The sequence below is a fragment of the Streptomyces sp. ICBB 8177 genome, assembly GCF_003144095.1.
In the GTDB taxonomy this organism is placed as follows: Bacteria; Actinomycetota; Actinomycetes; order Streptomycetales; family Streptomycetaceae; genus Streptantibioticus_D.
The window spans coordinates 67,945-89,054 of sequence record NZ_NSKH01000003.1; the positions used below are offsets into that span (position 1 = coordinate 67,945).

At 72.1% G+C, this 21,110-nt stretch carries 18 protein-coding genes; 11 read left to right on the forward strand and 7 right to left on the reverse strand.

Features of this window, described 5'->3' with window-relative positions; all coding sequences use genetic code 11:
• The first annotated feature begins 76 nt into the window (after positions 1-76).
• Complete coding sequence (locus CK485_RS03280; protein WP_109446720.1) at positions 77-544, forward strand: calmodulin-binding protein; 468 nt, start codon at positions 77-79, stop codon at positions 542-544.
• 125 nt (positions 545-669) lie between these two features.
• Here the strand turns inward: CK485_RS03280 and CK485_RS03285 are convergent, their stop codons facing one another.
• Complete coding sequence (locus CK485_RS03285; RefSeq protein WP_109446722.1) at positions 670-2,112, reverse strand: MFS transporter; 1,443 nt, start codon at positions 2,110-2,112, stop codon at positions 670-672.
• A gap of 131 nt (positions 2,113-2,243) precedes the next feature.
• Positions 2,244-2,648: a VOC family protein gene (locus CK485_RS03290; protein ID WP_109446724.1), complete on the reverse strand. Its 405-nt coding sequence runs from the start codon at positions 2,646-2,648 to the stop codon at positions 2,244-2,246.
• Between the two features lie 140 nt (positions 2,649-2,788).
• Here CK485_RS03290 and CK485_RS03295 point away from each other — a divergent pair, with 140 nt between their 5' ends.
• The 5 genes from CK485_RS03295 (at position 2,789) to CK485_RS30130 (ending at position 7,174) form a co-directional block, all read left to right on the forward strand.
• Complete coding sequence (locus CK485_RS03295; RefSeq protein ID WP_109446726.1) at positions 2,789-3,394, forward strand: YdbC family protein; 606 nt, start codon at positions 2,789-2,791, stop codon at positions 3,392-3,394.
• Positions 3,395-3,673: 279 nt separating this feature from the next.
• Positions 3,674-4,486, forward strand: coding sequence for an NAD(P)H-binding protein (locus CK485_RS03300; protein ID WP_109446727.1), 813 nt, complete (start codon positions 3,674-3,676; stop codon positions 4,484-4,486).
• Positions 4,487-4,818: 332 nt separating this feature from the next.
• Positions 4,819-5,736, forward strand: coding sequence for an ADP-ribosylglycohydrolase family protein (locus CK485_RS03305; RefSeq protein WP_109446729.1), 918 nt, complete (start codon positions 4,819-4,821; stop codon positions 5,734-5,736).
• Positions 5,737-5,819: 83 nt separating this feature from the next.
• The gene (locus tag CK485_RS03310; protein ID WP_109446731.1) at positions 5,820-6,521 is read left to right on the forward strand and encodes a ribonuclease HII; all 702 of its coding nucleotides are present in this window, start codon (positions 5,820-5,822) and stop codon (positions 6,519-6,521) included.
• A 296-nt stretch (positions 6,522-6,817) separates the two neighbouring features.
• A complete protein-coding gene (locus CK485_RS30130; RefSeq protein WP_342673450.1) occupies positions 6,818-7,174 on the forward strand; it encodes a hypothetical protein in 357 nt (118 codons plus the stop codon).
• A 73-nt stretch (positions 7,175-7,247) separates the two neighbouring features.
• Here CK485_RS30130 and CK485_RS03320 read toward each other — a convergent pair whose 3' ends face one another.
• From CK485_RS03320 to CK485_RS28660, 3 genes are all read right to left on the reverse strand, one after another.
• Positions 7,248-7,841 carry a hypothetical protein gene (locus CK485_RS03320; protein ID WP_109446735.1) on the reverse strand — a complete coding sequence of 198 codons (594 nt, stop codon included), beginning with the start codon at positions 7,839-7,841 and terminating at the stop codon, positions 7,248-7,250.
• 521 nt (positions 7,842-8,362) lie between these two features.
• Positions 8,363-10,537, reverse strand: a complete 2,175-nt coding sequence (locus CK485_RS03325; RefSeq protein WP_109446737.1) for a DEAD/DEAH box helicase — start codon at positions 10,535-10,537, stop codon at positions 8,363-8,365.
• Between the two features lie 202 nt (positions 10,538-10,739).
• Positions 10,740-10,898 (reverse strand): hypothetical protein, encoded by a 159-nt coding sequence (locus CK485_RS28660; protein WP_158288150.1) that lies wholly within the window; start codon positions 10,896-10,898, stop codon positions 10,740-10,742.
• 927 nt (positions 10,899-11,825) lie between these two features.
• Here CK485_RS28660 and CK485_RS03330 point away from each other — a divergent pair.
• Positions 11,826-13,028 carry a DUF4192 domain-containing protein gene (locus CK485_RS03330; RefSeq protein WP_342673451.1) on the forward strand — a complete coding sequence of 401 codons (1,203 nt, stop codon included), beginning with the start codon at positions 11,826-11,828 and terminating at the stop codon, positions 13,026-13,028.
• A 101-nt stretch (positions 13,029-13,129) separates the two neighbouring features.
• Here the strand turns inward: CK485_RS03330 and CK485_RS03335 are convergent, their stop codons facing one another.
• Positions 13,130-14,440 carry an alpha/beta fold hydrolase gene (locus CK485_RS03335; protein ID WP_109446739.1) on the reverse strand — a complete coding sequence of 437 codons (1,311 nt, stop codon included), beginning with the start codon at positions 14,438-14,440 and terminating at the stop codon, positions 13,130-13,132.
• A gap of 496 nt (positions 14,441-14,936) precedes the next feature.
• Between CK485_RS03335 and CK485_RS03340 the strand changes: the two genes are divergently transcribed.
• From CK485_RS03340 to CK485_RS03355, 4 genes are all read left to right on the forward strand, one after another.
• On the forward strand, positions 14,937-15,704 hold the full coding sequence (locus CK485_RS03340) for an NUDIX domain-containing protein (RefSeq protein WP_109446741.1): 768 nt from the start codon (positions 14,937-14,939) through the stop codon (positions 15,702-15,704).
• Between the two features lie 252 nt (positions 15,705-15,956).
• A complete protein-coding gene (locus tag CK485_RS03345; protein WP_109446743.1) occupies positions 15,957-16,844 on the forward strand; it encodes an FCD domain-containing protein in 888 nt (295 codons plus the stop codon).
• Positions 16,845-17,443: 599 nt separating this feature from the next.
• Complete coding sequence (locus tag CK485_RS03350) at positions 17,444-19,015, forward strand: RNA polymerase sigma factor (protein WP_109446745.1); 1,572 nt, start codon at positions 17,444-17,446, stop codon at positions 19,013-19,015.
• Between the two features lie 195 nt (positions 19,016-19,210).
• Complete coding sequence (locus tag CK485_RS03355) at positions 19,211-20,071, forward strand: serine protease (protein ID WP_109446747.1); 861 nt, start codon at positions 19,211-19,213, stop codon at positions 20,069-20,071.
• Positions 20,072-20,481: 410 nt separating this feature from the next.
• Here CK485_RS03355 and CK485_RS03360 read toward each other — a convergent pair whose 3' ends face one another.
• The gene (locus CK485_RS03360; RefSeq protein WP_109446749.1) at positions 20,482-20,706 is read right to left on the reverse strand and encodes a hypothetical protein; all 225 of its coding nucleotides are present in this window, start codon (positions 20,704-20,706) and stop codon (positions 20,482-20,484) included.
• Between the last annotated feature and the right edge of the window lie 404 nt (positions 20,707-21,110).

The following is a 21,110-nucleotide window of genomic DNA, read 5'->3' on the forward strand; positions in this document are numbered from 1 at the left end:
GGTGTGACCGCTCGATTACTCTCAGTCGCGTGGGGTGCGGTCGTGTGGTCGGCCGCCCAGGCACCGGAGGTGTTCCATGCGACGCTTCACCACCAGGATCGGCGTCCTCGCGGCGGCGGTCATGCTGGCCTGCACGGTCGGCGGCACCGCGCGGAGCAGTGCTGTCCCGAGCGCGGCCCCCCGAGCGGCGGCCGCCGAGGAACCCACGTACTTCGAGATGACGGACATCACCGGCCAGCCGTTCGTCATCAAGCTGACCGACAGCGCGAGGATCGAGGAGGCCCGCAGGATCCTGCGGGGCGAGGAGCCGGACCGCCTTCACGTGCTCGGGCGCATCATCAAGAGGAGGGAGTCCTACAACCGGCGCTGGAGCTTCGTCCTGGACCCGGACACCGTCTCGTTCTTCGAGGTGGCGATCGAAGTCTGCGACGCCACCACCCCGTACGTCGAGGATCACCTGGACGAGGCGGGCGGGCCCTTCCTGCCCGGCCTGTACTGGTGCCCCTGGACGTCGCGCCTGGTGCGGGAACTGCCCTCGCCCTGAGGCGCCCACCGACCGCGGGTCGTGGATCGGAGCCGTACGACGTTCGTCGCGTCACGTGCTCCGGCCCCCGCCGAGCGGCCCGCGGCGCGTTCGGCACCGTGGGCGCCTTACAGGGTGTGGCAGCCTCACGGTGTCGCTCGCGTCTCCCGGATCACGGTCGCGGCTGCGGTCGCCGTCAGCACCAACAGGCAGGCGGCGGTGACCAGGAACCATCGCATCCCCGGCACGAACCCTGGGCCCGCGCGCAGTGCGTGCGCTCCGGTGCACGCGCCGGACAGGGCGACGCCGACCGCTCCGCCCAACTGCCGCGCGGAGTTGACGATCCCGGAAGCCAGTCCGGCCCGGTCGGGCGCAATGGCCTCCAGGACCGCGCCGGTGAGCGCGGGCGCACAGAACGCGGCGCCCACGCCCAGCGGCAGGAGCGCGGCCAGGACCCAGGCCGTCGCGGTGCCCGGTCCGACTGCGGTCACCGCCAACAGCCCTGCCACCAGCAGCAGTTGGCCACCGACGAGCGGCCACCGCGGGCCGTGCCGGGCGGTCAGCCGTCCCGCCAGGAGGTTGACCAGGGCGATCAGACCGGTCATCGGCAGGAACATCAACCCGCTGACCATCGGCGAGTCGCCCCGCTGAGTCTGAAAGAACAGGCCCAGCACGAAGACCGAGCCGTAGAACGCCAGGTTGAGCGCGAAACCGGTCACCGTGCAGACCGCGACCGCGGATGTCCGGAAGAGACCGAGCGGCACCACGGCATGCCGCCCCCGCGCCTCGACGGCCACGAACACCCCACCCGCCACGGCGAACACCCCGAGGCCCACGACGACCTCGGGAACGCCGAACCCGTGCGCCCCGCCCTCGATCATCGCGAAGACCAGCGCGGCCGAAGCCACCACGGCCGCGGCCTGCCCGGCGGGGTCCAGCGGGACGGCGCGTGGAGCCGACCGGGGCACGGCCCGCAGCCCGGCGAGCCCCGCCACCCCCAGGGGCACGTTGAGGAAGAAGACCCAGCGCCACCCCGGTCCCTGGGTCAGCAGTCCTCCGGCCACCGGACCCGCGGCGACTCCGACGCCGCTGGCCGCGACCCACCACGCCACACCCCGGGCCCGCGCGGCGGGGTCCGCGTACGTGCGGCGGATGAGGGCCAGCGACGCGGGCAGCATCAGCGCCGCCCCGCAGCCTTGCGCGGCACGTGCCGCGATCAGCGTCCCAGGCCCGGGCGCGCACCCGCAGACGGCTGACAGCACGGTGAACGCCGCGAGCCCGACGGCGAAGGCACGGCTCGCCCCGACACGGTCGGCGACGGCCCCTGCGGACAGCAGCAGCGCGGCGAACGGCAGCGTGTAACCGTCCACCACCCACTGCGCCCCGGCGACACCGCCGCCGAGATCGTGGGCGATGCGCGGCAGCGCGACGTTGACCACGTTGACGTCGAGCGTCGCCACGAAGAACCCGAGACAGGCGACGAGGAGCGGGACCGCGCCGGGCGGCGGCGTCCCTTCGGGAGGCTGCCCGGCACGGGTCGGGCCGGGGCGGGACGGGCCGAGTCGCAGGAGGCGGCGGTCGGAGGACATGGGTCTCCCGGGTCGAAGTCCGTGTCCTGCGCGCCGCCGTCAGCCTACGTGCCCCGCGTCGCACGACGGGCAGCCCGGACCACGCCACCGCGCCCGCCGGCCAGCCGCCCGCCGGCCGGCCCCTGCCGCGATCAGTAGGACTGCAACTCGATCAGGTTGCCGTCCGGGTCGCGCAGGTGCGCCGTGCGCAGTCCGGGTCCCCAATCCGGGCGATCCTGCGGCTCGGCCACGACGGTCGCGCCATGGGCGACGAGCGTGGCCGCCGCCTCGTCGGTGTCCGCGACGCGCATCACGAGCATCCCCCGGTCCTGCGACGCGGGCGCCTCGGGCAACGCGTCGGTCCCGACGGCCCTGGCGATCGCCGCACGCGAGTAGAGGACGAGGACCGCTTCGCCGCCGAGGTCCCAGTTGGCGTAACCCGCCTCGGGCAGGCACTTCACCGGTTCCACACCGAGCAGGTCCCGCAGCGCGCCGGTCCAGAAACGGGAAGCGGTCTCGAAGTCGCCTACCAGGAGGCGGGGGTAGAGGGCGTCCATGCGGTGATCGTACGACCGTCCGTGAGGTGATCATTCGTACGGCGGCGCCGTCCGCACGGGGTGATCCGGCGTGCGCGCGGGCCAGTTGCGCGGCTTTCACGGCGGGGATCGGGTCGTGCGGGCGGACTTAGGATGGCGCGGTGCTGGTGAAGTGGATTCGCTGCCGTGTCGTGGACCGGGTGGGGTTCGACCGGGGGCAGCGTCAGTGGGCGGGGTTGCGCGGCGAACCGGGGTTCCGGGGCCAGGGCGGCGGATGGGCGCGCGGACAGCGTGAGGAGGCCCATGTCTTCTGCTTCTGGGAGAGCCGCGAGTACTACGACAGGTTCATGGCCGGTCCGCACGACGGGTTCGCACGCGAGCAGGCCGAGTCGTACGACCGCATCGACGTGCGGCTCTTCGAACAGCGGCAGGAGGTGAAGGTCGGCTTCCGCGCCGACTTCGCGGACGCCGACGTGCTGCGGGCCGCGCACTGCCGGGTGCGTCCATCACAGGTCGAGCACTTCATGCTCATGCAGGAGAAGGTGTGGAACCCGGCGATGGCCGGGTCGCCCGGCATGCTGCGGGGGATCTTCGCGGAGGGCGCGGGCAGCGAGTTCCTGGTGCTGTCGATGTGGGACTCGGCGACCGAGCGCGGCAAGTACCGCGACGCGGCGGTCGGCCGTCTGGAGGAACGCGCCGGGCTGGACGAGGACGTGCTGTCGGTGGCGGGTGAGATCGTGGACGTGGTGCGGGACTGGACGGTCTGAGTCCTCCTCAGCTCCCTGAGCCCCCGTCTCCCGGCGGATTCCAGGGGCCTGGGACTTTCCGGCCCGACCCTTCCTGTCGAGCGCACGCGCGGCGACCGCGACCGCTGTCACACTTCGCCGGGCTGTGCCGTCCTCCTTCCGTGCCCCGCGAGAGGCGGGGGCTTTCGGCGGGATTCCGCGGGGTTCGGCGGCCCGGGGTATCCGGGGTGATCCGGTCCGGCGGATCCGGTGGCCGGCGGGTCCGGTAACCGGCGGGATCCGGTGAGAGGAGCGGAGACGGTGGCCGACACGATTCTGGTGACCGGCGGTACGGGTGTCCTGGGAGGGGCGGTGACCCGGCGGCTGCTCGACGACGGAGCACGGGTGCGGGTGCTGAGCCGCAGGACCCGGCGTCCCGAGACGGTGCCCGATCGGGTGGAGTGGGTGGTCGGCGACCTGGCTACGGGGGCGGGGCTTCCCGAGGCACTCGACGGCGTGACGGCGGTGGTGCACTGCGCGAGCGACTCGCGGCACTGGAAGTCCGACATCGCCGCCGCTCGCCGGCTGTTCGACGTGGCACGGACAACCGGCTCGCCGCACCTGGTCTACGTGTCGATCGCGGGCGTCGACCGCGTCCCGTACGGCTACTACCGCGCCAAGCTGGAGGTCGAACGCCTGCTGGAGGCGTCGGGCCTGCCCTGGACCGTGCTGCGGGCGACGCAGTTCCACGACTTGGTGCTCACGGTCGCCCAGTGGCTGGCGCGACTGCCCGTCGTCCTGGTCCCGGCAGGCGTACGGACCCAGCCGGTGGACGTCGCCGAGGTCGCGAACCGCCTGGCCGACCTGGCGCGGAACGCGCCCGCCGGCCGCGTTCCCGACCTCGGCGGCCCCGAGGCGCTGACCGCGGCCGACGCGGTGCGAGCGCTGCTGCGGGCGACTGGCCGCCGCCGCACGGTCGTCTCCGTGCCCCTACCGGGCAAGACGATGCGCGCGGTGCGGCGGGGCGGGCTGCTGGCCCCGGGGCAGCCGGTCGGCGGCAGCTTCGCGGACTTCCTGCGGCACGCTCCGCTGGGCGACCGACGGTACGGGGCGGCGCAGCGGTCAGTCAGGTGATTTCTGCGGCGGGCGGGGCGGGAGGGGCGGGAGGTGCGGCCTCGGCCGGAAGCCGGGTCCCGGGGTCGGGGGTCGGGGGTCGGAGGGCGTCGTCGGCGGCCTCGCCGGCGTACGTGGTCATGTCGGCACGTCGTTATGTCGTCACCGGGCGCGGGGCACGCTTAGGGGCCGGAGGGGGCGCGGGCTCGCGCGGGCGCTGGCTCCCGGGTGCTGGTGCGGGTGCGGGTGCGGGTGCGGGTGCGTCGCGCTCGTGCGTCTTCGCACGTCACACGGTGAGTTTGCGCACAGAACGATTGACCAGGATGGGGCGTGATGTCAGAGTTTCCGTCGCCATGACCGTTGACCCCCTTCTTTCTCTCCGTTTCGAGCGAGCCCTCGCCAGCCTGCGCAGCCTGTCCGTGGGCGACGCGTTGGGTTCGCAGTTCTTCGTGCCGTCCAACTACCGCAGGCTGCAGAAGGGCGAACTGCCGCCCGGCCCCTGGCAGTGGACCGACGACACGGAGATGACCTGCTCGGTCGTGGCGGTACTGGCGGAGCACGGCCGGATCGACCAGGACGCCCTGGCGCGTTCCTTCGCCGAGCACCACGACTTCGACCGCGGTTACGGCCCGGCCGTGAACCGCATGCTGCGCCAGATCCGCCAGGAAGGCGCCGACTGGCGCGAGCTGGCCGCCGCCCTCTTCAACGGTCAGGGCTCCTGGGGCAACGGCGCAGCCATGCGCATCGCCCCGGTCGGCGCCTGGTACGCGGACGACCCCGAGCAGGCCACCCATCAGGCCGAGATCTCCGCGTACACCACGCACCAGCACCGTGAGGCGGTCGTCGGCACGATGGCGGTCGCGGCCGCCGCCGCGCTGGTCGCCTCCCCGAACGGTCCGGAGACCCCCGCCGACCTGCTCGGCGCCGTGCTCGACCTCGTGCCGCGCAGCGCCGTGCACGCGGGACTGCGGCGGGCCCGCGACATGCTCGACTACGCGGACGTGGCCACCGTCGCGGCGGTGCTGGGCTGCGGCCGTCGCACCAGCGCCCACGACACCGTGCCGTTCGCTCTGTGGGCCGCCGCCCGCCACCTCGACGACTTCGAGACCGCGCTGTGGACGACCGCGCGAGCCGGCGGCGACGTCGACACCACCTGCGCCATCGTCGGCGGCGTCCTGGGCTCCCGGCCGGGCGGCGCTGCCCCGGAGGCCTGGCAGCGCCTCACCGAGCCCCTTCCCGACTGGCTCCCCGCTTCCCCTCTCACCGACTGACGACCCGTCAACCACGTTCCGGACCGCCGGAGCGCCATCCCCCTGCCGCCGCCCCGACCGCCGGGCGTAGGCTGAGCACTGTCATGGCCTACGAACCACCCACCCATACCGTCGAACGCTCGATGCGCGCCACCCTCGGCGTCAAGGTCGTCGCCGGCGTCGACGAGGTCGGCCGCGGCGCATGGGCGGGACCGGTCACCGTGTGCGCAGCCGTCACTGGACTGCGCCGGGCGCCCGAGGGCCTCACCGACTCCAAGCTCCTCACGGTCAAGCGCCGCACCGCGCTCGCCCGCCTGCTGGCCGACTGGGTCACCGATCACGCCCTCGGCCACGCCACCTCCGAGGAGATCGACGAACTCGGCATGACCGCGGCCCTGCGACTGGCCGCCACCCGCGCGCTGGACGGCTTGGCCGTCCGGCCCGACGCGGTCATCCTCGACGGCAAGCACAACTACCTGGGCGATGCCTGGCAGGTCCGCACCGTGATCAAGGGCGACCAGTCCTGCGTTCCGGTGGCCGCCGCGTCGGTCATCGCCAAGGTCTTCCGCGACGCGCGGATGGCCGAACTGGGCACGGACCATATTCCGTTCGGTTTCGCCGACAACGCGGGGTACCCTTCGCCGGTGCATCGCGCGGCCCTCGAGGAGTGGGGGCCCACCCGGCACCACCGCGTCTCCTGGGCCTTCATGGACGGGCTGCCCCGCTGGCGGCACCTGAAGAAGATCCGCGTCCTGGACGAACTGGACGAGGCGGACGGGGTCGAGCAGTTGGACCTCGGTTTCTGACCCACCCGCCGCTGTGCGATCGCAGTGCGTTTGATAAACAACTCACCATGCCTCTCTTCCCTGAGGAGCCACAGATTCACGAGAGTGTTCCGGGCCCCCGCGCCGTAGCGGGAGGTACTCGTACTCCGCAGGCCTCCCGGCCCGTTCCGGTCCCCGGCCCCCGCCCCGCACCGCGTCCGGCACCTCCGCGCGCCGCCCGCACCCACCCCGCTCCCGGCCACCCGGGCATCGCCCGGCCCGCGTCGCCCGCCGCCGCCCCGGTCCGTCAGGGCTCCACCCCGGCGCAGGTCCAGCTGGTGCCGGCCACCGACGCCACCGCGGTGTCGGCCGCCGACGACGCGGTCGACGTACTGCTGGACGCCGGACGTTCCCCGGCCGACATCCTCGTGCTGACCTCGGGCGATCCGCACCCCTGGGCGCAGCACGAGCTGTCCTTCGGCGAGGAGACCTACTGGCGTCAGCAGGACGAGGGCGACGACGTCTTCTACGCCCAGGCCACCGCCGAACGCGTCCGCAAGCGGCTCGCCGTGGTGCTCGCCGTCAACGGAGGCACCGACGAGCAGTCCGCCGCCGCGCTTCCGGCCGCCATGGCCCACGCCACCGAACTCCTGGTGGTCTGCGGCGACCCGGAGCGCCTTCGCACCCTGCTCTGACCGCGGATCCTCGCTGCCCGGCGGCCACCGCCGCGGCATGCGACCGGTCCGCGGCCGGGGCGGGCTTCCCGCGTCAGCGGGCCACCTGCCGTCGCACTCCCTCCGGCGCCCCCACCGGGGAGCGCAGCGTTCCGTTGCCCGAGGCCCGCTCGGCCCAGGACCCTGAGTGCGGGGTACGGCCACCGCGGCCGTCGCCCAGCACCTGCCAACCGCTCCGGGTCAACGAGACGTAGGCGCCGCACCGCAGTCCGTGCAACGTGCACGCGTCACGCAGTCCCCACATCCAGGCGCCGTCCGCCTCCGTCCAGCCCGGCGTGCCGTCCCGGCACACCAGCAGCACGGCGGTGCGCACCGGGGTTCGCAGCCGCAGGTCGTGCGGGATGACCCGGCGCAGGTTCGCCAGGATCGCGTTGCGGTGCTCCCAGCCGTCCGTGCGAGTGGCGCGCTGGGTGAACGACGCGCTGGCGCACGCGCGGCCGTCCGGGTCGAAGACCGCCACGACGGCTGAACCCGGCGACGGGAGATGCCGGTTGCACAGCTCCTTGACGACTTCGCGGGGGTTGCCCAGCAGGGGGACCGCGGACTCCTGCCACTCGTCGAGATCGAGCGTCCGGGTCAGGGAGGGAACGGTGTCGAGACGTGTCTTTGGAGCGAAACCGAAAGCCACGGTCCTCCCTTCGTCCGCGTACGCGCGCCCTGCGGCCGGGCCTGGGCGCACGCCGCTGCTGAGGCTCGGTGAGCCACCTGGGGGTCCCGTCCAATTCTTCCTTCCGTACGGACGTGCGGCAATGAGCAATTACCGCCTGACAACGCGCTCGTGGACTTCCGCCGGACGGCACACCGCTTCCGGCGGCCGGGCGCCGGGCCGCACCCCGCATCACTACGGACAACCGGTGCGCCGCGTGAATGCCCTGGTAGCAGAGGTAGTTGAGAGCAGGCGCGCCTTGTGTGGCGCGGTTGTGCGATGCGATGCCGCGCGGGCGGCGCGGATCGGACCGGGCCCAAGCCTCGTTCCGCATGGCTCAATCACCTCCTGTTCGTAACACCGAGTTCACAGCGTTGTTCGCTGCGAACGGCGAGTGGTCGTACCTTTGGCAGCGGCACGGCCGGATGCCGGGGCCTCTTACGCCGACCGCGCGGCTCGGCCCAGCTCCTACGCGCCTGCGCTCCGCCCGCTGACTGCGTCTGTCAGCCCTGGCCGGCCAGGACCAGCGGCAGCACCGCGCTCGCACCGGACCGCAGCAACAGGCGGGCGGCGACGGCGAGGGTCCAGCCGGTTGCCGTCATGTCGTCGACCAGCAGGACAGGCCCGCCCAACTGGCGCAGGCAGTCGGCGAGTTCGGCCGAGACGGTGAAGGCGCCGTGCAGAGCCCGCAGCCGCTGAGCGCTGTTGCTGCGCGATATGCGTTCCGGAACGGCGCCGTCGGCGTACTCGACCCGGCCGAGCAGCGGCATCCGGCCCACCTCCGCGATTCTGCCGCCCAGTGACTCGATCAGCCGTGGCCGGGTGTGTGAATCCACGGTCACGACGCCGACCGGGCGCGGTACGGCGTCGGGCTCGCCACTCGCCCATCCGCCGGGCCCCTTGGCCCAGTCCGCCAGGACCCGCACCACCGCGTCCACCACGTCCTCCCGCACCGGCTCGTCGGCAGCGCCCTCAGCGAACAGCGGGCGCAGCCGGTTGCCCCACCCGATGTCCGACAGCCTGCCGAGCGCCCGGCCGCTCGACGCCTGCTCACCGGCCGGGATGCGGCCTTTCAACTCGACACCGACCGCGGGCATGCCGGTCGGCCACATGCGCCGTGGCTCGATCTCCACTCCCGGTCGGCCGAGCGCCGCCCGGGCGGCGTCCAGGGAGTCCGCCGAGACCTCCGGGGAGAAGCGGGCTCCCGCGCAGTTGTCACAACGACCGCACGGCGCGGCCTCCTCGTCGTCCAACTGCCTTCTCAGGTACTCCATCCGGCACTCGGTCGTCGTGGTGTAGTCCCGCATCGCCTGCTGCTCGGCCGCTCGCTGCCGCGCCACCCAGGCGTACCGCTCGGCGTCGTACGTCCACTCCTGCCCGGTGGCCGTCCACCCACCGCGCACCCGGCGCACCGCGCCGTCGACGTCCAGCACCTTGAGCATGATCTCCAGACGGGAGCGGCGCAGGTCCACCCGCGCCTCGAGGGCCGGCAACGACAGCGGCCGGTCGGCGGCGGCCAGCACCTCCAGCGTCCGGCGCACCTGTTCTTCCCCTGGGAAGGCAAGCGAGGCGAAGTACCGCCAGATCGCCTCGTCCTCAGGCCCCGGCAGCAGCAGCACGTCCGCGTGCTCCACGCCGCGGCCCGCGCGGCCCACCTGCTGGTAGTAGGCGATAGGGGACGAAGGAGAGCCGAGGTGCACGACGAACCCGAGGTCCGGTTTGTCGAACCCCATGCCCAGCGCCGACGTCGCGACCAGCGCCTTGACCCGGTTCGCCTGCAGATCGGCCTCGGCGGCCCGCCGCTCGGCGTCCTCCGTCCGTCCCGAATAGGAGGCGACGGAGTAGCCGCGCTGCCGCAGGAACGCGGTGACCTCCTCCGCCGCGGCCACCGTCAGGGTGTAGACGATGCCGGATCCCGGCAGCTCGTCGAGGTGGTCGGCGAGCCAGGCCAGCCGCCGCGCCGTGTCGGGGAGCCGCAGCACACCCAGTGCCAGGCTCTCGCGCTCCAGCGGCCCACGCAGCACCAACGCCTCTTCGTCCGAGCCGCCGGACGGCCCACCTGTGCCGAGTTGCTCGGCCACGTCGGCGGTGACCCGGGCGTTCGCAGTGGCGGTGGTCGCCAACACGGGTGTGCCGGGCGGAAGTTCTGCGAGCATCGTGCGCAACCGGCGGTAGTCGGGGCGGAAGTCGTGTCCCCAGTCCGAGATGCAGTGGGCTTCATCGACCACCAACAGACCTGTGGTCGCAGCGAGTTTAGGCAGGATCTCGTCGCGGAAGTCCGGGTTGTTCAGACGTTCCGGACTCACCAGCAGCACGTCCACATCACCGGCCGCGACCTGCGCCTGGACGTCGTCCCACTCCTCGACGTTGGCCGAGTTGATCGTGTGCGCGCGAATCCCGGCGCGGGTCGCCGCTTCGATCTGGTTGCGCATCAGGGCGAGCAGGGGAGAGACGATCACCGTGGGCCCGCTGCCGCGCTCACGGAGCAACGCGGTCGCGACGAAGTAGACCGCCGACTTGCCCCAGCCGGTCCGCTGGACGACCAGGGCTCTGCGGCGCTCGGCCACGAGTGCCTCGATAGCCCGCCACTGGTCTTCGCGCAGCCGCGCGGTGCCGGTCGAGTCGCCGACGAGACGGCGCAGGACGGCATCGGCGGCGGTCCGCAGTGATTCGCTCATGGCTCCATGCAACCCGATGCCACTGACATCGGCGAGCCCCGGGTCCAGGCCTGTGGATAACCCGTCCCTCGAACCAGTGACAGGCTTTTGACCAGCTCATCCTATGAAAATGCCTGAGTTATCCACAGGGCTGGCGCGGCGCTGCCGGACGCGAGATCTTCGCCCCATGACACAGCACATCGAACCCTCGGTCCCCAGTCCCCTACACCGGTCCCGCCTCTCCGGAAGTCCGGTCGAGGCCGCGCACCCCGCCCAGGCAGTGCACCCTGCCGTGCACCTGCCCCAGGCCGCGCATCCCGCCCAGGATGTGCACCCCGCCGCGCACCCGGCCGAGGCCGCGCACCCGGCCGAGGCCGCGCACCCCGCCCAGGCCGGGCCTTGCGCAGGCGATAGCCCTGGAACCCGGTCCGGTCCTCCTGGGCGCGCGGCCACGCGGGCGGTCGACCGGAGGGTGGCGAAGCCCTTCCCCACCTCTGATTCCCCCAGGGCCGCCGATTCCCCCGGGCGCGCGACGGCGGAGGCTCCGCCCGGCACGGGTGCGCCCGCCTGCGCGACCCCGACCACCGAACGAGCCCAGGCGGCGGCATCCAGGCCAGGAGGGGCCGGGAGCGGACAGGGCCGAGCGGACGCACACGTGGTGGAACGGGGCGTGCTCGCGGCGGGAGAGGATGCGCGAGCGGAGAGGCCGGAAGGGCATGCGGTCGACGCGGGCCTGTCCACGGACTCGGGCAGGCGCTACGCGGTTGACCCGGGTACGAATGCGGACCCGGTCAGGCGCCAACCGGTCAACTCGGGTACGCACGCGGACCCGGTCAGGCGCCAAGCGGTCAACTCGGGTACGCACGCGGACCCGGGCAGGCAGCATGCGGTCGACTCGGGCCTGTCCACGGACTCGGGCAGGCGCCACGCTGTCGACTCGGATGTGCCCGAGGGCTCGGGCAGGCATCACCCGGACGACTCGGGTGCGAACGTGGCGGCCTCGGGCGCGAACGCTGGAGAACCGGGCGAGCGCGCAGCGCAAGAGGTCGCGGACGAGTCCGCCGCCCGTGTCCATGCCGAATCCCACGACTCGCCGCCGTCCGTGTCCGACGCCTCGCCGTCATCCGTGCTTGCCAACTCACCGCATTCCGCGGATTCACCACCCATCACCAGGTCCCAAGGCTCCGAGCATTCCCCGGACTCGGCCGGCTCTCCCGGCAAGGCTGCACAGCGCCTTCGGGAAGCGACCCACGTCCCTGGCGGGGAGCCACGCGTCACCCTCCGCGGCCCAGCGGATCTAGCAGAGGCGTTGCCCTTCCTGCTGGGATTCCACCCGGATGACAGCATCGTGCTGGTCGCCCTGCACGGCGCACAGGGACGATTCGGAGATCGGCTCAGGGTGGGCATCCCGGCACGGGAGGGGGAGTGGCCGCATCTGGCGGCCCAACTCGCCGACAGCGCCGTTCACAGTGGTGCGCGGCGGGGCCGCCCCGAAGGCATGGCCGTCTTCCTCTGCCAGGACCCCAAGAACGGTGAGACCCCGAACGCCACCATGGAGCGGCTGCGCCCCCTGGCCCAGCACTTGCGGGTGGCGTGCGGCGCCCTCGACGTGCCGGTGCTCGAGGCATTGTGTGTCTCGGCGGGCCGCTGGTGGTCCTACTGCTGCCCGGACGAGACGTGCTGTCCGCCGGAGGGCACAGCGATCAGTCGTGGCGGCACCTCGGTCCTGGCCGCAGCCGCCGCGTACGCGGGCATCACGGTGCGTGGCTCGCTCCGGGAGATGACCGCCCGGTTCGCGCCGCTCGACGGCGCGAGGGCCGTCGCGCAGGTGCGCGCGTTCGACGACGCGTACTCCCATCTGGTGCCCAGGATGCTGCGGGACGGCGACTGCGAAACGGTGCGGGAGGAGACGCTCGCTCTGGCCGGCGCCGCGCTGGAGCGCTTCCGCGCGGCGCCGGCCCGGGGAGACGACGTGACCACTGACGCCGAGGACGACGCACTGCTCGGCGACGACGAGGCCGCGACGATCGTCGTCGGTTTGCAGGACCGCGACACGCGTGACCGGGCGGCGGAATGGATGGAGGGCACAGAAGCGGCTCCCGCGCTGCGACTCTGGCGGGCCCTCGCGCGCCGTTGCGTCGCTCCTTACGACGGGCACGCCGCCGCGCCGCTGACGCTGGCCGGTTGGGTCTCGTGGGCGACCGGAGACCAACCGTCCGCGCGCGTCGCGTTCGGGCGGGCGCTCGACGCCGATCCGGACTACACCTTCGCCCGGCTCCTCCACCAGGCATGCAATCGAGGCCTCGATCCTGAGCCGTTGCGCCGTTGCCTGCGTGAGGAACGCGGCAAGCGTCTTGAACGCATCGTCGTTCAGCGTCGCGGCGGCGGTGCGGGGACAGCTCCGAAGGGCAGGCCGGACAGCGCGACGCGGCCTGCGACGACGGCACGCTCGCGCAGCCGGATCCGCACCCGCCGTTCCCCGGTGCCGCCCGCAGGAGGCGATCCCGAATGACACCGAGTCGACCCGTCCGTACGGCATCCGGAAGCCGTGGACGCCGTACGGACGGGGGACATCGACTGCGCCGGCTCCTCGGACGTCTGGGGCGATCGTTCCTACGCCTCCCCGTGCGCCAGAGCGATCAGCCGGTCCAGGACGCGGCCGTCGCTGACGTGCAGCCCGTCGTGCTCGAACTCGTCGGTCACCCACGTTCGCAGGCCCCGCACCGAGGCCGCGGTCTCCAGCGAATGCGCGGTGTCGACGTACATGTCGTCGTGATAGACGGCGGCGGCCACCGGGATCTCGTTGCGCCCCAGCTGGCCGGCGTCGTACAGATCGGGCCACCCCTCCCGCTCGGCAAGAGCGTGTGCCACCTCCCGCAGAGGCGCGAGCGCCGGATCGGCGGTGAACATCCAGGGGTAGATCATCTCCCCGGTGAAGAGCACCGGTTCGCCGCCGGACAACGCCTCGTCCACGTCGAAGCAAGGGAATTCGGAGCGAACGGCGTCGGCGGCCCACCCCGTGGCACCGGGGGAGACCGAGCGCTGCCCGTAGATCGACTCGTGCAGTACCGCGTAGAGGGGATTGCGGGCGAACGACAGATGGTTGTGGACGTCGGCCAGGAAGGTGTCGGAGAGCGCAGGGCCGGCCGGCCCACGGAGGAAGGCATCCTCCAGCAGGTAGTGCAAGGTGTGCGAACCGCTGCCGCGTCCCAGCATCATGCCCAGCGACTGGAAGGAGGCCGGGGTGAGCAAACCGCCGTCAGGCAGGCGCACTTCGCGTTCTCGCAGGTGCTCGGCGACCTCCCGCACTGCCGCGACGTCCTGGGGGTAGCGCTCGTAATGGCGGCGGTTCTTGCGTTCCACACGCGGGTAGGCAGCCCGGTACACCTGCTCCGCGTCGCGGGCCAGTCCGGCGAGGCCGCCGGTGATGAACACCTCGCGCAGTCCCTGCGAGGCGAACGACAGATAGGTCAGGGAGCAGAAGCCGCCGAAGCTCTGGCCGAGCAGCGACCAGCGGCCTTCCTCACCGAGGAGTTGCCGCCTGATCAGTTCGCAGTCGGCGACGATGGAGTCGGCTCTGAAGTGTGCGAGGTACTCGGCCTGCTCCGCGGCGTCCCCTCGCCCTGGCAGCGTCTGCCGGTTCGCCGGTGTGGAGCGCCCGGTGCCGCGCTGGTCGAGGAGGAGCACGCGGTAGTCGTCCAACGCTCGGCGCAACCAGGACTCACGTGCGGCCGGCCGGGGAGAACGCCCGCCCGGGCCGCCTTGCAGGTACAAGAGCCAAGGCAGCTCCTCGCGTTCGCGTCCGGCGGCGACCACCTCGCGGGCGTAGACCTCGATGCGCTCACCGGCGGGATCGCGGTGATCGAGCGGGACCCGGAAGGTGTGGTCGGTCAGGACGGTTCCCGGCTGGCGGTGGACGGCCATCGATCTCCTTCTGGGACTGGTGCCGAACGGTCGGGTCGGGCGTGGGTCGGCGGTGGCACGCGCTCTGGCACCGTAATCGCCCTTGCCGCGAGCGTACGACTCCGCCCGCCTCCGGAGGTCTGGCTCGCCTCCCCGCCTCCTGCGGGCCACTTGCCCCCCGCGGCCTCCGCCTTCTCGCCAGCAGCGGCCTTCCGCGCGACGGCCTCTCCACCGCGCGGGCCCCAGCCTCCCTCCCGCCCGTCCACGGCTCGCGCCGTTCCGCGGCCGATCGCCCTCAGCAGTCCTCAGTCGTCCTCGGTCTTCTCAGCCGCCGTCAGCCCTCGTCGCCCTCTCGCTCGCCCGCCCCGGCCCGTCGCGCCCCGTCCGTCCGGCGGCGCGGCCAGCTCCGCCGTCACCTCTGGTCCACCCCCGTCCGGACCGGTGATGCGAGCATCGCCACGCGGCACGTGCTGGGGAACACGCTGTTTATCGTCAGGCAGACGACTATGATCACGCCATGTCGCCCTACGACCCGTCGGCCCATCCCCCCTTCGCTGTCACCGTCGACCTGGTCGTGCTCACCGTGCGCAGGCACGCGCTGTGCGCGCTCGCCGTGCGCCGGGGGGAGCCGCCGTACCAGGGGCAGTGGGCGCTGCCGGGCGGCTTCGTCAGGAGCGACGAGAACCTCGCGGAGGCGGCCGCACGGGAGTTGGCGGAGGAGACCGGGCTGCGCGCGCAGCAGTCCGCCGGCACGTCCCCCGCCGGGGCGCCGGGCCCGTACGGAGGCAGCAACGGCGCGCACCTGGAACAGCTCGCTACTTACGGCGACCCGGACCGCGATCCGCGGATGAGGGTGGTCAGCGTCGCACACCTGGTTCTGGCGCCCGATCTGCCCGCGCCGCGGGCCGGGGGAGACGCGAGCGGTGCGCGATGGGCGCCCATCGAGGACCTGTTGCAGCCCGAGCAGCCCGCGCCGCTCGCCTTCGACCACGCGCGCATCCTTGCCGACGGTGTGGAGCGCGCCCGGTCCAAGATCGAGTACTCGTCGTTGGCAACGGCTTTCTGCCCGGCGGAGTTCACCGTGGGGGAGCTGCGCAGGGTGTACGAGGCGGTGTGGGGGGTCGCCCTCGACCCGCGCAACTTCCACCGGAAGGTCACCGGGACCCCTGGTTTCCTGGTGCCGACAGGGGGCACGACGACCCGGCAGGGCGGCCGTCCCGCGCAGTTGTTCCGGGCGGGCGGGGCGACGTTGCTCAACCCGCCGATGCTGCGCCCCGAGGTGTGAGCGATGGGCCTCTTCGTCAACAGCGGTCGTATTCAAGGGCGTTGGGGCGTCGAGCCGCCGGTTCGGCCTTGAGCTGCGCGGACGTTGAGTACCGCATGGGCGTGAAGTCGCGCTGCGGATGTCCGTAACTCCCCGTAGTTCGCACGATTCCTTACGATAAAGCGTCAATTGTGCAGGAAGGGGCGATCACCCTTTCGTGTGCTTTTCAGCAAAGCCCTCAAGGCTGCCGGACGGATCGCCGACAAATGATGCGTGAGTACCCTTGCGCACACCATGATGACCGCGGCCCGCTCCGCCGACACCGGCGTCGCCGGGCCCGGCGACCTCGACCGCTACCCGTACGCGGACGCGCCTGGCAGCGAACGCGTCGGAACCCCCAACTGGGACGGAGTGGACACGGAGATGGGCCGGGTCGGCCGCCGCGCGAGCGGCAGCCGGGGCCGAGGCCTGCACGGTCAACTCGTCCAGCAGCTCGGCCAGATGATCGTCTCCGGTGACCTCGGGGCCGACCGCCCGCTCGTTCCCGAGGAGATCGGCCAGCGCTTCGAGGTCTCCCGTACCGTCGTGCGGGAGTCGCTGCGGGTGCTGGAGGCCAAAGGCCTGGTCAGTGCCCGGCCCAACGTCGGCACCAGGGTCCGGCCGGTGAGCGACTGGAACCTGCTCGACCCCGACATCATCGAGTGGCGGGCGTTCGGGCCGCAGCGCGACGACCAGCGCCGCGAACTGTGCGAACTGCGCTGGACGATCGAACCGCTGGCCGCCCGGCTCGCGGCCGGACACGGGCGCGAGGACGTGCAGCAGCGTCTCGCCGACATGGCAGAGATCATGGCGCACGCCGTCGCTCAGGGGGACTCCCTGACGTTCTCGCGGGCGGACGCCGAGTTCCACGCGCTCGTCCTCCAGGTCACGGGCAACCGCATGCTGGAGCACCTGTCGGGCATCGTCTCCTCCGCCCTCCAGGTCTCCGGCGGGCCGGTCACCGGCTGCGACCGGCCGACCGAGGCGGCGGTCGGCCTGCACGCGTCCATCGTCGAGGCGCTCGCCACGGGGGACGCGGCGGCGGCGGAGGCCGCGATGCGGCAGCTGCTCACGGTGCACCCCGAGGTGGACCACGTGGTCCCCGCTCCCCGCGAGCACTGACTGCCGACTCGGCGCGCCCCCGTTCGTTCCCTGGCCGGCCGTTCGCCGACCGACCTCGCTCGAAGTACGGGACGCGTTCGGTCCGCCCGACCGTCCCTGGCTGTCGTGCCGGTCCCGTTCGATCCGTTCAACCTGTTCCGTCTGTTCGACCCGCTCGACTCCGTTCGGATCGGTTCGGCGTCGTCTCCCCCTCCTCCTTCTGGTCGGAGCCCTCGTGGATCCGGCCCCGACGTACCGCGCCGCCGCCGGGCCCATGTCGCAGGGGCCCGGCGGCGCTCGCGTTCGGGGGTCGGCCCGGGCCGGCGGTGGTGGGAAAGGCGTCGCCGCTCGGCGCCGGTTGGGGGCTTGCGACCCGGCGCGGCCAGGGGCCTGGTTTACGCTGGACTGCGGTGTGACGCGGGCCACGTAAGACCCGCGTAACGCCGACAGGGGGAGCGCGATGACCTAAGCGGTGGTACCGCCGAAGGAATACGGACGACATCCCCGTCGCTGTGTTGCCAGGCGGTTCCGCTCCTTACCGCCGGTCCATCCCCGCCGGCGGCCGGCGGCCCTTGCCGAGTGCAGGCGCGGTCGGAAGTCGTTCCCATCGTTCCGAGAGGTTGTTCGTGTCGGCCAGCACATCCCGTACGCTCCCGCCGGAGATCACCGAATCCGAGTCTCTGATGGCGCTCATTGAGCGGGGTAAGGCACAGGGCCAGATCGCAGGCGACGACGTACGTCGGGCCTTCGAGGCGGACCAGATTCCGGCAACCCAGTGGAAGAACGTCCTGCGCAGCCTCAACCAGGTCCTCGACGAGGAGGGTGTGACGCTGATGGTCAGTGCCGCTGAGGCGCCGAAGCGCACCCGTAAGAGCGTCGCAGCCAAGAGTCCGGCGAAGCGGACTGCCGCCAAGACCGTGGCCACCTCGACGACCGCGATCAAGAAGACCGCCACCGTCAAGACCGCGGCCGCCCCGGCCCCCGCGGAGGTCGCCATCGAAGCCGACGACAGCGCCGACGAGGCCGTCACCAAGGCGGCCGTGAAGAAGGCTCCCGCCAAGAAGGCCGCGGCCAAGAAGACCGCCGCCAAGAAGACGGCGGCGAAGAAGACCACGGCCAAGAAGTCCGACGACGAGATCGTCGAGGGCGAGGAACTGGTCGACGAGGCAGCGGTTCCCGGCAAGCCCGGCGAGGCCGGCCCCGACCAGCCCGAGTCCGAGGGCTTCGTGCTCTCCGACGACGACGAGGACGACGCCCCCGCGCAGCAGGTCGCTGCGGCCGGCGCCACCGCCGACCCGGTCAAGGACTACCTCAAGCAGATCGGCAAGGTCCCCCTGCTCAACGCCGAGCAGGAAGTGGAGCTGGCCAAGCGCATCGAGGCCGGTCTGTTCGCCGAGGACAAGCTCTCCGCCGCCGAGAAGCTCGCCCCCAAACTCCAGCGCGAGCTGGAGATCATCGCCGAGGACGGTCGCCGCGCCAAGAACCACCTGCTGGAGGCCAACCTCCGTCTCGTGGTCTCGCTGGCCAAGCGCTACACCGGCCGCGGCATGCTCTTCCTGGACCTGATCCAGGAGGGCAACCTCGGTCTGATCCGGGCGGTCGAGAAGTTCGACTACACCAAGGGCTACAAGTTCTCCACGTACGCCACCTGGTGGATCCGGCAGGCGATCACCCGCGCCATGGCCGACCAGGCCCGCACCATCCGCATCCCGGTGCACATGGTCGAGGTCATCAACAAGCTGGCCCGCGTCCAGCGCCAGATGCTCCAGGACCTGGGCCGCGAGCCCACCCCGGAGGAGCTGGCCAAGGAACTCGACATGACCCCCGAGAAGGTCATCGAGGTCCAGAAGTACGGCCGCGAGCCGATCTCGCTGCACACCCCGCTCGGCGAGGACGGCGACAGCGAGTTCGGTGACCTGATCGAGGACTCCGAGGCGGTCGTCCCGGCCGACGCGGTCAGCTTCACCCTGTTGCAGGAGCAGCTGCACTCCGTCCTCGACACGCTCTCCGAGCGCGAGGCGGGCGTGGTCTCCATGCGCTTCGGCCTCACTGACGGCCAGCCCAAGACGCTGGACGAGATCGGCAAGGTCTACGGGGTCACCCGTGAGCGCATCCGGCAGATCGAGTCCAAGACGATGTCGAAGCTGCGTCACCCGTCCCGCTCCCAGGTGCTGCGCGACTACCTGGACTGACCGGCGCCTTTCCCGGTCCGGCGTGAGCCGGCCGGGCGCCGGACGGCACGGTGTCCTTCGGGCCCGGAACCTCCTTCGCGGGGTTCCGGGCCCGTCGTGCGTGCTGCTGCCGTACGGAACGGACTTCCGGATGCGCGTACGCCCGGGGTGGACCACGCTGAGTGTTCCAGCCGCTCCGGAAGGTCAGGAGACCGTATGCGCATCAGGCCCCGACTTCGGGCGACCGCCGTACTGCTGGGCGGGCTGGCACTGCTGACGGCGACCGCGCCGCTCACCCTGCCCGCAGCTCCCGCCGTCGCCAAGCAGTCCGGCGGCGCACACGCAGGCATCATCGGCGGCGGTCCCACCGGTACCGCGGAACACCCCTACGTGGTGGCCCTGGCCAGTCAGGAACGCTTCGGTTCGGACCGCTCGGGCCAGTTCTGCGGCGGCGCCGTGGTCGCCCCGGACGTCGTGCTCACCGCGGCGCACTGCTTCGGCCGTGACGTGCTGGGCACGGACTGGCGGGACGTGAAGGACCTGCGTGTGCTGTTCGGGCGGACCGATCTGAGCACCCGCGAAGGCCGCGAGGTCTCGATCAAGGATGTGTGGATCAACCCGTCGTACGACCCGGAGACCAACGCCGGGGACATCGCCGTGATTCAGCTGGCCCGGCCCCTGCCCGGCCACCCCGTGATCCCGCTCGCGACCGCCGACGACACGGCCGACTACCGCGAGGGGCAGGCCGCACGGGTCTACGGCTGGGGCGACACGACCGGCAACGGCGCGTACGCGAACACGCTGCGGGAGGCCGACGTCACGCTGCTGCCCGACAGCCGTTGTCGTCAGGCGTACCCGGGCAGCGCGGCGGGCACCTACGTTCCCGCCTCCATGGTGTGCGCGGGCGCCGACCAGGGCGGACGGGACGCCTGCCAGGGGGACAGCGGCGGGCCGCTCGTGGCCGACGGCCGGCTCATCGGCCTGGTGTCCTGGGGTACCGGATGCGGGGAGGCCCGGCATCCGGGCGTCTACACCAGGGTCTCGGCGATGGCACGCGCGGTTGCGCGGTTCCTGTAGACGAGACGCGCGTGACGAGCCGGCGGGATGCGTCGCGGGTCGCGGGAATGGCCCCGTGGGCGGAGTGGTCGTCCGCCGGGATCGGCAGGCGCGGCCCGGTGGGGCGCGCCGCGGATGCGCCCCGGGCGGTCGCCGGCCGGAAGCCGCGGGCGGGTCGGACGGTCGCGGGTCAGTGGGCACGGCGAGGTCGGGGAACCGCGGGTCGGTGGGCGTGGGGCAACCGAATGCCCGATGGCCCCAGCCGTCACCTCGCTCCCGTTCGCCCCACGCGTCTCACGAACCCTGTGTGCTCGGAGCCGCACTCCGGGTGATTGCGGCGAACGCGAAACGGCCACCCCTCGGCGGGGTGGCCGCTCCGTTTCCGGCCTGGTGCCGGTCCGAGCTCGTCGTCGTTCGCGATGTGTCGGGGATCAGTCCTCGACCACTGCCGCAGGGGCGGCGGTGAGTCGTCCGGTCTCGTCCTGTATTTCCGCGGCGATCTTCTTCAGTTCAGGCTCGAACTTGCGCCCGTGGTGGGCACAGAAGAGAAGCTCGCCACCGCTGATGAGAACGACGCGCAGGTAGGCCTGGGCGCCGCAGCGGTCGCAGCGGTCTGCCGCGGTCAGCGGGCTTGCGGGGGTCAGAACAGTAGTCACGTCGCCTCTTCTCTAGCTCGACGAGCTGTCGTACCAGGGTCAACATCCAACCAGGCCGAAAACGTTCCCGCTCGTGGCTTTTCCTCGAAGAATCTGCCCGAGGAGGCCGGATGCTACCGGTTGGCGGCGAATAGGTCTCGATGTGGCTTTCAGGGGTCTATGTGGGACTTCGTCCGGTTTTCGCCTCCCGGCTGGCTGCCGGTTGTTGGTGAGGACGTGCCCGGAGCCTAAATGGTTCATGCCTCTTTGGGAACGTGATGTGGCTATCACTCGGACGAGGGATCGAACACCTGTCCGACCGGGGCTAGCATGAGAGATGGAAACCGGGTCGTGGCGAAGCCGCCACCGCACGCATCGGTACCCTCTCCTCGGCGAACTTCGGCACGCACGACCCGGACCCGCCA